The 12,811-nt window shown below is 45.1% G+C and carries 15 protein-coding genes; 4 read left to right on the forward strand and 11 right to left on the reverse strand.

Annotated features, from left to right (window positions below):
* Positions 1-84: 84 nt before the first annotated feature.
* On the reverse strand, positions 85-1,008 hold the full coding sequence (locus FFM75_RS01850) for an alpha/beta hydrolase (RefSeq protein WP_137627495.1): 924 nt from the start codon (positions 1,006-1,008) through the stop codon (positions 85-87).
* A gap of 105 nt (positions 1,009-1,113) precedes the next feature.
* On the opposite strand from FFM75_RS01850, the gene FFM75_RS01855 reads away from it, so the two are divergent.
* The 3 genes from FFM75_RS01855 to FFM75_RS01865 are packed head-to-tail and all read left to right on the forward strand — an operon-like array spanning position 1,114 to position 4,220.
* The gene (locus tag FFM75_RS01855; RefSeq protein ID WP_137627496.1) at positions 1,114-2,916 is read left to right on the forward strand and encodes a M3 family oligoendopeptidase; all 1,803 of its coding nucleotides are present in this window, start codon (positions 1,114-1,116) and stop codon (positions 2,914-2,916) included.
* 20 nt (positions 2,917-2,936) lie between these two features.
* Positions 2,937-3,353, forward strand: coding sequence for a helix-turn-helix domain-containing protein (locus FFM75_RS01860; protein ID WP_137627497.1), 417 nt, complete (start codon positions 2,937-2,939; stop codon positions 3,351-3,353).
* Positions 3,354-3,362: 9 nt separating this feature from the next.
* Entirely contained in the window at positions 3,363-4,220 is an 858-nt protein-coding gene (locus FFM75_RS01865) for an SAM-dependent methyltransferase (protein WP_137627498.1), read from the forward strand.
* Between the two features lie 130 nt (positions 4,221-4,350).
* On the opposite strand, the gene FFM75_RS14110 is transcribed toward FFM75_RS01865, so the two are convergent.
* From FFM75_RS14110 to FFM75_RS01900, 8 genes are all read right to left on the reverse strand, one after another.
* A complete protein-coding gene (locus FFM75_RS14110; RefSeq protein ID WP_263390545.1) occupies positions 4,351-4,482 on the reverse strand; it encodes a hypothetical protein in 132 nt (43 codons plus the stop codon).
* 134 nt (positions 4,483-4,616) lie between these two features.
* Positions 4,617-5,207: an SdpI family protein gene (locus tag FFM75_RS01870; protein WP_137627499.1), complete on the reverse strand. Its 591-nt coding sequence runs from the start codon at positions 5,205-5,207 to the stop codon at positions 4,617-4,619.
* 15 nt (positions 5,208-5,222) lie between these two features.
* Positions 5,223-5,507 (reverse strand): LasU family protein, encoded by a 285-nt coding sequence (locus tag FFM75_RS01875; RefSeq protein ID WP_137627500.1) that lies wholly within the window; start codon positions 5,505-5,507, stop codon positions 5,223-5,225.
* A 342-nt stretch (positions 5,508-5,849) separates the two neighbouring features.
* Positions 5,850-6,635, reverse strand: a complete 786-nt coding sequence (locus FFM75_RS01880; protein WP_137627501.1) for an alpha/beta fold hydrolase — start codon at positions 6,633-6,635, stop codon at positions 5,850-5,852.
* Between the two features lie 119 nt (positions 6,636-6,754).
* Positions 6,755-7,075 (reverse strand): thioredoxin family protein, encoded by a 321-nt coding sequence (locus FFM75_RS01885; RefSeq protein ID WP_137627502.1) that lies wholly within the window; start codon positions 7,073-7,075, stop codon positions 6,755-6,757.
* A gap of 79 nt (positions 7,076-7,154) precedes the next feature.
* The gene (locus tag FFM75_RS01890) at positions 7,155-8,276 is read right to left on the reverse strand and encodes an aminotransferase class I/II-fold pyridoxal phosphate-dependent enzyme (protein ID WP_137627503.1); all 1,122 of its coding nucleotides are present in this window, start codon (positions 8,274-8,276) and stop codon (positions 7,155-7,157) included.
* A gap of 540 nt (positions 8,277-8,816) precedes the next feature.
* Positions 8,817-9,062: a hypothetical protein gene (locus FFM75_RS01895; protein WP_137627504.1), complete on the reverse strand. Its 246-nt coding sequence runs from the start codon at positions 9,060-9,062 to the stop codon at positions 8,817-8,819.
* Between the two features lie 118 nt (positions 9,063-9,180).
* A complete protein-coding gene (locus FFM75_RS01900; protein WP_137627505.1) occupies positions 9,181-9,882 on the reverse strand; it encodes a hypothetical protein in 702 nt (233 codons plus the stop codon).
* Between the two features lie 245 nt (positions 9,883-10,127).
* On the opposite strand from FFM75_RS01900, the gene FFM75_RS01905 reads away from it, so the two are divergent.
* Positions 10,128-10,565 (forward strand): MerR family transcriptional regulator, encoded by a 438-nt coding sequence (locus FFM75_RS01905; RefSeq protein ID WP_137627506.1) that lies wholly within the window; start codon positions 10,128-10,130, stop codon positions 10,563-10,565.
* A gap of 60 nt (positions 10,566-10,625) precedes the next feature.
* Here the strand turns inward: FFM75_RS01905 and FFM75_RS01910 are convergent, their stop codons facing one another.
* Together FFM75_RS01910 and FFM75_RS01915 are read right to left on the reverse strand one after the other, a co-directional pair.
* Positions 10,626-11,963: an MFS transporter gene (locus FFM75_RS01910; RefSeq protein ID WP_137627507.1), complete on the reverse strand. Its 1,338-nt coding sequence runs from the start codon at positions 11,961-11,963 to the stop codon at positions 10,626-10,628.
* Between the two features lie 127 nt (positions 11,964-12,090).
* Positions 12,091-12,726: an NAD(P)H-binding protein gene (locus FFM75_RS01915; RefSeq protein ID WP_137627508.1), complete on the reverse strand. Its 636-nt coding sequence runs from the start codon at positions 12,724-12,726 to the stop codon at positions 12,091-12,093.
* Positions 12,727-12,811: the final 85 nt, after the last annotated feature.

Consider the following 12,811-nt stretch of genomic DNA (forward strand, 5'->3'; position numbering starts at 1 on the left):
TTTAAGTGCGACAAAAGGCCGTAGACAGTTATTTGTCTATGGCCTTTTGATAGTCACTATAGTTGAAGGTCAGTCATGTGGCGATTACTTCACATATTGCTCAAGAAATTGTTGCACATGTTGCTTGTACGTTTGATACCCATGGGTGATGGCCGTTGTATGCGCCGCACCCTTTACCAACCACAGTGTTTTAGGTTGATGGGCATTACGATACAATTTTTCCGCCATTTTAGTTGGCACAAACGTATCTTTCGTCCCACTGATAATCATAATTGGCAAGCGATTCTTTTCAATCTGAGCCACCGCATCGGCTTGGCTAAATGAATAGCCAGCCCGCATCTTCGTAATCGCACTAGTCACATCTACCAGTGGAAAAGCTGGCAAATGATAGAGTTGTTGCGCTTGATAACTAATAATATCTTTGGCACTCGTAAAGGGACTATCAACCACGTAAGCTTTGATTTGTGGGATTTGTTGTTCACCACTAGCCATCGTCATACCAGCCGCTCCCATACTGATGCCACTCATCACGATTTGAGTAGTGGCCGTCTTTTTCACTACCGTTTTAGCCCACTGTAAATCATCCAGCCGCTCTAACCAACCATACCCGATCGCATTACCTTGGCTAGCACCAGCTGCCCGAGCGTCTGGGACTAAAACGTTATAGCCCAATTCATGATACATCCCAGCCCATGCGCCCATTAAGGACTTGTTACCGGCAAAACCATGCGCTAAGACCACCGTCTTATGCGACCCCTGCTTGGGAATATACCAAGCGACTAACTTCAAGTGATCATGTGATTGAATCTGCCACGTTTGCTTTTTGACGTGCGCATACCAATATTTTTCCTTGTAGACGGGACTCTTTTTAGAGAGTTTCGTACTTTGGGTAATAAATGCCTTATCACCCCGTGCAATTGCCACGTGATAAAAATAGTCACCGGCGCCAATCAAGCCACCGCCAATAATCAAAATAATCACGCCAATCGTGATGATCCATTTTTTCATTTACTTTCCGCCAACCTTATGCCATTTATTGATAGAAATATCGCCACTATCACCATGATAACGTTTATAATTAAAGATAACTAGAGCATATTTGGAGGACTGCAGATGCACTATTCAGAAACGTGGGATTTAGACACAATTTTTGCTGGTGGGATTGACTCCCCCGCCCTCAAGGCCAAACTAACCACGATTAAACACCAGTTACATGATACGCAAACCACGCTGACGAATTGGCGCGCTGACGCGGATACGCCTAACTTTGACTGGTTTCAACAACTCACAACTGAGTTACAACAATTAGAAGCGGGCTTACTACAAAGTCAGGTATTTGTGGTGGCGATTCAATCCGCGGATGCTAGCGATACAAAGGCTGGCACCATTTTGAACCAGCTTTATCAACTGGATAATCAGCGCGAAAACTTGATGACCCAGTTCAAAAAGAAGTTGGTGGCCTTACCACAAGCGACTTTTACCGCCATTCTCGATCAACCTGAGCTTCAACCTTTGGCTTTCAACCTTACCGAAATGCGTAAGCAAGGCTTAGCGTTACTCGATGATCAAACAGAAGCGTTGATCAATGATTTGGCTGTTGATGGCTTTCAAGGTTGGAGTGATCACTACGACACGTTAGTGAGTCAAATGAAGATCACTTATACAGATGAACAGGGTACAACTCAGCAGTTATCTGCTGGTCAAGCCCAAAACATGTTGGCCGCCGCAATGCCCAATCAACAACGCGCTGATTTGATGCAGCATTGGGAAGCTGCTTGGCAACAAAACGCAGCCCCGTTTGCAGACACGCTGAATCATTTAGCTGGTTTTCGGTTGCAAGACTACCGGGCACATGGCACGACCGACTTTTTGCGCAAGCCACTTGATTTGAATCGTATGAGTCAAGCCACCCTCGATACCATGTATCAAGTCGTTGCCGACAATCAAGGCTTACTGCTCGACTACTTGAAACGTAAAGTCGCATTAATGGGCAAGACCCAGCTTGATTGGCAAGATATTGAAGCGCCATTAAGTTTAGGGGCGACGACCAATCAAATGACCTATGATCAAGCGGCCGAATTTGTGATCAGTAACTTTCAAAAATTCAGCCCCAAGATGGCTAAACTTGCTAAACATGCGTTTGAGCACCGTTGGATCGAAGCTGAAAATCGACCAAACAAACGCCCCGGTGGTTATATGGAAAGCTTGCCTGAAACCAAAGAATCCCGAATCTTTATGACCTTTACCGGTTCACCAAATGACACGGCAACTTTGGCCCATGAACTGGGACACGCCTTTCATTCCGATGTCATCAAAGACCTGCCACTTTGGCGCCAAGATTATGCCATGAATGTGGCCGAAACGGCGTCAACGTTTGCCGAACTGATTGTCGCCGATGCGAATGTTAAGGCAGCGACTGATGCGAAGACGAAGCTAAATTTGTTAGATGCGAAGATGCAAAATCCACTCGCAATGTTCCTAGATATTCGGGCGCGGTATTTATTTGAAACGAGCTTCTACCAGGCCCGTCAAGATCACGTCGTTACCCCCGCTGAACTTTCTGACTTAATGCTAACTGCACAACAAACGGCTTATGGGCATGCACTAACGACGTATCACCCGATGTTTTGGGCTAGCAAGCTCCACTTCTATATTGCCGATGTGCCGTTTTACAACTTCCCATACACCTTTGGCTATCTATTTAGTTTAGGAATTTATGCCCAAGCAAAGCACAGTACTGATTTTGAAGCCCAATATATCGCTTTACTACGTGATACGGCCAACATGTCGACCGAAGACCTCGCTAAAAAGCATCTCGGTGTTGATTTGACGCAACCAGACTTTTGGCAAGCTGGGGTCGCTTTGATCAAGCGTGACATTGATGAATTTATGGCCCTCTCCGCGCCCCTATTATGATGAAATGGATGTGACTTAATATGTTTCCAGAACGTTTAAGAGCCCTCCGCCGTGGTCAAAAGATGACCTTAGGTGAACTCGCCACTGCTTTAAATCATTTACCCGATGCGGAACTGACCCATCGTAAAAATACAGCCGCCCAAATCGGTAATTGGGAACGTAACTTACGGACACCATCGTATTTAGAAGTCCGTAAACTCGCAGAATTTTTCCATGTCACGACCGATTATTTATCTGGTCGTGCTGACCAAGAGGAATATGACTTAGGCCGGATTTTCTTGTCTGGTAAACCCTTGACCTTCAACCAAGAACAACTTTCTAGTGAAGACCGCTATGAATTGTTTCAACTAATGGATGGCTATCTCCATGGCCGTCAACAACGCGCAACGGCCGATGCCATCGGCCAAGAAGAACTTGATTTACACTTTGACAACTAGGAGTTTTACATGAATCCAAAGAAATTAAAGCAATTAAAAAAGCGGGCCAAAAAACAAAGCACCGCGAGCACGCCGTACATTGTCCAAATGCAAGCTTACCGGGAGTTGTTTCAGCATGACCCGCAAATTCTCATTTTAATCAATCACGTGTTAGAAGCCGACCGCTTGATGGCAGCTGGCTTAGCTCCACAACCATTGCCTGTCTTACAAGTGCCTGATGACTTTCAAGATCAACTCTTCAAGCGCATCAACGCCCAATATGCCATGGATGATCCTAAAGGTGACGCTGAATGGAACCAACTATCAGCGGCACTACCAGCGGTTGATCAACACTTAAGAGACTTTCGCGACTACATTGAAGACCAATATGGCATGTGGGCCTATATTAGTGCCCCGTTCTTAAAAGACTTGGCCGACTTTGTTGGTAATGGCCCCGTCTTAGAAGTGATGGCGGGCAATGGCTATATTTCTAAAGGGCTCAAGCGGCTACATCCAAGTCAAACCGTGATCACCACCGATTCGAAAGCTTGGACGAAAGAAAAAGATAATCAGACTGGCAAACAACCGGTCACGTCGATTGAAGGCCTAGATGCCGTCAGTGCGTTTGAAAAATACGCCGCTGACATTGATTATGTCATTATGGCTTGGTCACCAGATAAGCTTGCCATCGACTGGGACTTGCTTCAAGCCATGCGCGCCAGTGACCATCAAGTCCCACTGATTTGTATCGGTGAAAAGTATGGCGCTACCGGCTCTAAAGCTTTTTGGGATCATGCCGATTATCAAGCGGGTCCCGCAATCGAGCAATTGAATGCCCACTATCGGCCATTTGATTTGATTCATGACCAAGTTTATGTCATCAAGTAAAGCTTTAACTAGTGCCAATCACCGTATTATTGAAATCTAAAAATATGATAACTATCAAAAAAGGCAGCGCTGCTTGACTCACTTCAAGCAACGCTACCTTTTTATATGCACCCAAAACTGGTAGCCATCATTACTGCTTTAAGCTATTTGGCTGAGCTATTTCAGCCAAATCTTCAGCTACAGCTTGTGCGGCTAAATGCCGTTGATGATTAATTCGGATACTGATGCGATCTTTTTTATCTTTAGCAGAACCATTTTTCATTAGTTGCCCTCCTTGCTATTATTGCACCAACTAAGTACCAATCGGTGTCATAACAGCACCGTTTAGGCTTGCAATCAACAAAACTGTTTACGACTCATGACCGCTAACCACCCAATCAACTGGTCAGTCTAGATTCAAACCAAATGATTCGGTCGATGTGCCAACCAGTACGCATAGCCAATCGGAATGACCCCACTAATCAAGATCATCCCCGTCAGCAATACTGGTATTAACGACGACCGCCAAGCACTAAAGACCACCAATAGTCCACCAGTCACAAAGAGTAACCAGCCGCCCAATGCATTGGTCTTACGCCAAATGATCGGTGACCGATACGTCCACCCAATTCGAAACCCCAACACATGATTAGGCGGCGCATCCACACATAACAGTCCAAAAAAACTAAATAAAGCCCCGATACCGACCAACGGTTTATCGACAGTTTTCAACAAAAACGGCCAAATAACTGCCAACAGATTATAGCTAAACCAAGCTAACGCCCAGTGTGCCGCTACTTGCCACGCAGTCCAATGATAAGTCGTCGCCAACAGGAATGGTGCGACTAGCGAGACTAGATAAACAACCGTCACTGTTGTCAGGGTCGTTAAGGTTAAGTTAAGTTGCGGCCAATGACCATGACTAGGCACCCACAACCAAATCAATAAAATGACATTCAAACAGCTTAGCCCTAACGCCTGCCAACGCCTTTTTTCAATTTTCGACATCACACTCACCACTTCTCAATTATGTGCCATCCAGAAAATTGCCCCTAAAACAACCACAATTTCTAACCCCAGTAAATACCCATAAAACCATTTCTCACGCAATGAGTATGTCTTGACGCCACTGGCCGCTTTAGCAATGCCAGCAATAAACAAGACAATAACGGGATAAAGCTCTAACCCTAAAGTACTAAATGCTAAATAATTATGACCAATTATTGGCTGGCTTGTACTGATAAAAAAACCAGTCACTAATAGGCCCAATAATAACCAAGTTGGTGCCAATGTGATTAACTTTCGCATGCGTCCCCCTCTAATACGCTTAATTGTGTGTACAGCCAGAGTATAGCATAGGGTTATGCACAACAACAGGCAAGACGGTTCCTTAATTCCCCAAATTCAGCCACTCAAACCACGCAAGTAATGAGGCACTGGTCACGATACTGCCAAAATAAACGAGTAATTGCCAATAAACCGGTCGTACTTGTCGGTTCCGCATTCGCGCCACCTCCGTTTCGACTTCAGTATACGCGCGTTAGCTGGGGATACTTTTAGTGACGTTTTATTCGGCAACTTGGCAATCAAAAAAGCGCCGTGTCTTGGGTTACCAAGATCACGACACCAACGTTATCCACAGGGGATAACTTATTTTTTCAAATGATCATGTAAAAAGCTCACCGCAGCTTCATGCATTTTATGTGGCACATGATGCACACCACCATCCGCATGTTTGAAGACGGTTTGTTGCAACGCTGGCGTTTGCGCAAAGCGTTGTTCGAAATCTGCCACATACTTATACGGTACCATTTGGTCGGCGGTCCCATTAAAGAAGAACATTGGCCGCCCCGCTAATGCTTCAGGATGCATTGACAAGTCGAACTGTGCCAACTGGTCATAAGTCTTCGTCAATAAAGCTTCGGGTAATTGGGCCCTTAGTGCCGCTGGAATTTGCGCGACTTGGTCTTTGGCAAACGCGACTGGTTCTGGTGACCCAATTAACGATACTCCGGCTTTGACAGTCGGTTGAGTTGTCATGATGCCAGCTGCCGTAATACCACCCATCGAAGTCCCCATCACACCAATGCGTTCAGGATCAGTAATCCCTTGGGCCACTAATGCTTCAACTAACCGTGGAAATTCAGCGACTGAATGGCCAACGATTGACCAGAAGTGTTCTGGATGTTGGTCCAAATCAGTGCCATCATTACGACTACCATGGAGGTAAGCTGTCGGTAAAATCACCCGAAACCCCGCACGGACTAAGGCATAACTGGCGACAAGTTCACTTGACGTTTGCGTTGTCCAGCCATGATAATCAATAATCGTTGGTAGTTTTGTTTGCGCCTGACTGGCCGCAAATACGTGTAAGACGGGCAAGTCATCGAGCTTAGTTGCTCGGACCACAACGTCTTCAAAAGTTGCTGTTGTCATACATATCACCATTTCTTTTTGCCAGAATTAATAGTTAATAGTGTAGCAAACATTTGCCATCAAACCAATTAAAAAGCGCGCATCATGGTCGTTGTCCACAATGTGCGCGTCTAAATGCGTTATTTTTCTAAAGTATCTAAGAAATCTTCAACTTGTTTTTGGGTCTTGCGGAACTTATCCACATACCGACCAATTTCTTGACCGTCTTCGATACCAACGAAACTAGGAATCCCCATCACACCCATATCTTGAGCGATTTCAATGTTGGCGTCACGATCAACCGTGATCCAATCATATTGATCATACTTCTTTTCGATGTCAGGCATCACTGGCTTGATAAAGGCGCAATCAGGGCACCAGTCCGCTGTAAAGAATAACATGTGTTTACCCGTCTTGATGCGTTCGCGAATCTCTGCATCACTTAAAGTTGCTGTTGCCATCTCAATGCCTCCATATAATGTCATTTCGTTTCAATAAACATAGTTTAACACATACAAAAAGTAAGTAAAGCGTTTTGTTTTACTTAGCGGCGGCCGTCAACGCTTGTGCTAAATCAGCGGTTAAATCGGCCGTATTCTCTAAGCCCGTCGACAACCGAATCAAATTAGCGGTGATACCCTTTTCCTGGCGTTCAGCTTCAGATAAGTCCGCATGCGTCTGCACGGCCGGGACAGTGACTAAGCTTTCAACACCACCAAGACTTTCAGCAAAAGAAATCACGTTTAAGGCTTGTAAGAACTTATTCACATCAACGCCGCTTGCCAAGTAAAAACTAATCATGCCACCACGACCAGGATACAAGACTTTTGACACATGTGGATCTTGTTGTAAGACTTTAACCAATGTTTGGGCATTCGCTTCATGTTGCCGAATCCGTAATGGCAACGTCTTCAAGCTCCGCAATAACAACCAAGCATCAAATGGATCAAGGACCGCCCCAGTCGTCACTAAGTTAAATGCCAAAGCATCGGCATCGGCTTGTGACTTGGCGACCACTGCCCCCGCTAAAATATCATTATGCCCCGCTAAATACTTGGTTGCTGAATGCACAACGATATCTGCCCCCAAATCAAGTGGCTTTTGAATCAGTGGCGTATAAAAGGTGTTATCCACAATTAGTTTAATCCCATGGGCTTGGGTCGTTTTGGCGGTCGCCGCAATATCAATCACTTTCATTGTGGGATTCGACGGCGTTTCCAACCATAGCGCGACCGTTTGTTGGTCAATGGCTGCGGCTAGTGCTGCTTGGTCTTGACCATCCCAGACTGAAAATTCCAAATGATAGTGATCGTGTAGTAAGTCAAAAAAACGATAAGACCCACCATATAGATCATCCGAAATAATGATGCGATCACCACTATGAAATAATGTGAAGACCAACTGAATTGCTGACATGCCTGAACTCAAGGCAAAAGCGGCCACGCCATCTTCTAGCTGGGCTAGGGTCTGTTCCAAAATACATCGGGTCGGTTGCGCTTCGCGTGGATAATCAAAGCCAGTTGATTGGCCAAGTCCCGCATGCCGGTACGCTGTGGATAAGTAGATAGGCGCTGAAATTGCCCCCGTTTTATCATCATCCGTGCGATTACCAGCTTGAGCGAGTAACGTTTCGATATGTAAGTTATTAGTGGATTTTGTCATGATTAGTGGCCTCTTTCTCTTTGTTGGTGTTGATGGCGACTTGATTTGCTGGAATTTGTTCTGTCAGTCTGGGACTGGTGCTGGCTATTTAATTTGCTGAAACGTGTTCAGTCGGGCAGTTTCCTCCGCTTAGCCTAGCTAGTCAACCACCCTGGAAAGTTCACCAGGGTAATTGACTAGCTAGGCTAATGCTCAGAAACTCCCGCCCGCCTTCACACTCTACAAAAAAAGCCCCCAATCCCATCTTTCAACAGGACTAGGGGCGCATGGCGCGTTACCACCCAAGTTTTATAACCAGTCACCCGGTTACACTTATCAAGTTGCAATCACAACTCGCTGGGGTATCGGCCAGTGCCGCTAGGACAGCTTTACAACCATCACTAGGCATTCCGAGCTCATCTTCATGTTGCGCACCATTACCGCTTTTCAGTTCCAACGGCTTCCTGTGAATAGCTAACAACATTACTCTTCTCATCAACATGTTTTTTAATTATATTCTCATCATACGCTAATCATGAAATCAACGTCAAGTCCTAACGATTAACCGACTAATGCCAATTGGGCTTGAATCGCCTGTAAATCAGCTTGTAAGGCACGTTGAATATCTACATTAATTTGAACTTGGCTCGTTAACTGAGCTAACCGTTGCGTTAACAGTTGTTGCTGCGCCATCAAATAATGCTGATGGCCGCTGAGGCTTACCGAAGTGACCGCTTGAGTCAGTTGTTTTCGTGGAACCACCAGTTTGATGATTTCACATTCAGTTTGTTGCTTAACGCCTGCCATATTCGGCCACTTCCCTTCAATTGATTATCTCAAGTATAGTCGGTTAGACCTACACTAAGGCAAGCGTTTTTTTGATGAATTTCACAAAAAATAATCAAATCGTCCTTATGTTTCTGACTTAATCCAACGAGTGTTCCAAATATGCTGCTCGCAGTAAGCGGAAAGCCATCACATTTTGTAGCCGTTTAATGCTGAACTGATCAGTTGTGATTCGACTCAACCAATAAGCATCACTTGCCAATTGCCAACTACGGGATTGACCACTCACACAACAGTAATCCAACGCTTCAGTTTGACCTAATAAATGTTGGACTAACTTTTGTAGTGGTTCGGGCGTCGCTAATAATTGTAAATCAGATACTTTGGCCGCTAGCAGCCAACATCGCGCTTGATCAGCCAGGCCACGTAATTGTTGGGTCGCACTTGTCGTATCGGCTAATGGCGGTGTTTTCAAGTAATAGACAGTCAGACTCAACAATGCGGCTGCGGTATTCAGTAACGATTGATGCGTCAAACTGGCCAAATAACTTGTTAAATACCACTGGCGTTGCAAGGTCGCCGTTACTGGTTGCCCTAACTGTGTGAAAACTTGGGTCATGGTCTCTAGCAAACGTGCATAGGCCGAATTTTCAAGTCGGGTCACCAAGGTTGCCAACGCGTATTGCTCATAAATCTCACTCATATCGGTGTCGGGATCCCACATCAACAAGTCAACATCATCTCGCGCCACTAATTTGGTTAGTACCACTTGGGCGTCAGTCGACCATGCACCCATTGGTTCAAAATCATGACCATTTAGTTGTAACGCATACTGTCGCATTGATTTCACCACCTGTCTTAATTGATTGGTTTTACTTTAACACCTTCGGCCCACTCGAAGGCAACCATTTAGTCATTTTTGTTGATTAAATCGTTACGAACGTTTTAATTTACATTTCTAGGGGTAATGATTATACTTACTGTAACCCCAAGGTGATTTTTCGACTACCGTTATATCGGTAAAAATGCGTGAGCTCACCTAGTTATTATTTAGTTAACTGTCACACTTTTTAGGGAGGGTTCGAGTTGTCCTATACAATTCAAGAAGTCGCTAAGAAAATGGCCATCTCAACATATAGTATTCGTTACTATCATGATCATGGCATGTTGCCATTTGTAAAGCGCGATGAAAATAATAATCGGATTTTTGAAGATGTCGATCTCGAATGGTTACATATCATCGTGTGCCTGCGTCAAACCGGGATGCCGGTCGAACGGATTCAACATTATTTAGACCTCGTTCAACAAGGTGAACAAACCGTGCCAGAACGTTATGACATGATGAAGGCCCAACAGACACGCACACTCAATGAAATCAACGATTTACAAGTGCATTTAAAAACAATCAACTATAAAGTTGACCATTATGCAGATATTTTGATCAATCACAAAGCTGACAGCTTCGTACCATCGAACTTAGAAGAAGCCCAGCAACATGATGTTTATCAAGAAAATCAGCCTTAACCTAAAAGAAGCGTTTGAGCCTTGACAGCCCAAACGCTTCTTTTTTCTGATTAAGTTGATCTACCGTTGCCGTTCACCAGGAACAATCAGGAAGATTGCCGCTAGTAAGGCTAACAACAATAACCCACTCCCTGTTAATATCGCTTGCCGGAAACCAGCCAATGGTTTAGTTACCAAATCTTGAACAGCCACTAAAATCGCCAAGCCGACTGATCCACCAATTTGGTGCATCACATTAACGACCCCCGAAGCTGCACCAGCATCCGCCCCTTTCGTGTGAGCGACACCAGCAGCTGTAAAGGGACTTAAAGCCAAGCCTTGACCAATCCCGATAACGACCATTGGCGCAGCAATACCCAACCAATACCCCGTTTGTGGCGTAAAGAAACTCATCCAAAACATCCCAATTAAGGTTAACCCAATCCCAACAACCAATAGGCCACCGTTGCCCCATTTAGCCGTTAAACGCGCCACTTGTAAGGCCACAATAAAGTTCACGATTGTGAGTGGGAAGAAAGCCACGCCAGCCATTAACGCACTAAAGCCAAGTTGATTTTGCATTAATTGTGGGGTAATGAACCAAAACCCTAACATCGCCCCTAAATATAAGAACCGCCCGAGATAAGCCCCGATCCGTTCACGATCTTTAAACAAGCGTAGTGGCATAATCGGTTGCGCCGTTCGTTTTTCTTGCCAAATAAAAATCGCTAACATGATGACGGCCAAGATTAGTGCTGGTAACTGTAGCCAAGTCCCGACGATGCTATAAACTAACGCACTCATCCCAATTAATGAGGTCAAGGTCCCAAGCCAATCTAGACGACCACTTTGACCCTGATCGGCAGATAAATGCCGTACGGCCAAGTAAAACATCCAAATACTGATGGGCACATTGATAAAGAATCCCACGCGCCACGTTAACAGGCTGGCAAAGACCCCGCCAATCACCAAACTCACACTCGCACCGATTCCAGCCATCGCCCCATAATACGCAATCGCGCGGACCCGTGCTGAGCCCGTGTACGTATCCATTAAAATGGCTAACGTCGTTGGCGCTAAAATTGCTGAGCCAATGCCTTGAAACGCCCGCGCTGCAATAATCATTGGGGCATTAGCTGCTAAGCCAACGATCAACGACCCCAGACCAAAGATCACCAAGCCGATTTCAAAGATACGCCGCCGACCAAATAAATCACCAGCCCGGCCGCCTAACAATAAGAAGCCGCCAAAAGTTAATGAATACGCACTGCTGACCCACGACAGCGTCTGTTGGTTCAAATGCAAATCTTGGGCGATTTTTACCGTCCCAGTGAAGATAATCGAGTTATCCAGTAAAATCATAAAGTAGCTAAATAGAATAATTAATAAAATCCAATCAAATCGTTTGTTCTTAGTCATGTTCATGCTCCTTGTCTTTCAGTGAATAAATGCAGTTTAGACCTTCATCTGCACTTCAAGGCAAGGGGTTATTTTCATTCTTTTACAAAAAATCGTCAGTACAATACTGACGACCCCATAAATCAACCTAGCGATAGACCGGTGAATCCCCGTCAGTCCCTGGTTTAGCGATTCCTAAACTACTATTAGCATGTAAATCTGGTTGCACCATAATTTTCATAATTAAATCTGCGATGCTGGCTCGTGAGATAGTCGTGCCTTTAAAGGTCGTCCCCTTTTCAGTCAATTCGTAGTCGATTTCAGCCGCATTCGTCATATAACCAGCTCGAATAATCGTCGCATTAATCGCTGCAGTTTCAATTACTTGAGCGGCCCGCCGGGTATCTTCCATCACATCATGGCCAATTGATTGTTCCAACCATGCATCAAACTTAGCTGGTAATTCATGATATAAGCCTAACCCCGTCACATAAATCAAGCGATTAACGCCAGTAGCTGTCATCGCCCGCACGATGTTTTTGGCCATCGGCTCAAATGTCCCACCTAAGTTAGCATAGACCAAGTCTTGACCGATCATGGCAGCTTGCAAGGTCGCATAGTCGTTGACGTCGCCTTCAATCAGCGTTTCTCGTTGTGGGTCAATCGGTTGCATCCGTTCGGCATGCCGCAAATACAGCGTGATATGTGCCTCGGTCTCCGTTAACAAACGTTGACGAACCAAGCGGGCAATCTGCCCGTGGGCCCCTAAAATCAAAATATTCATTACTTTTAACTCCTTATTATTTTAGTAGGGTTAGTTTAAAACTTAAAGTCGACTTTAAGTCAAGCCAACGGTTTAAAAAAAGTGG

Origin of the sequence: Lactiplantibacillus daowaiensis, assembly GCF_005405085.1 — a bacterium.
GTDB lineage: Bacteria > Bacillota > Bacilli > Lactobacillales > Lactobacillaceae > Lactiplantibacillus > Lactiplantibacillus daowaiensis.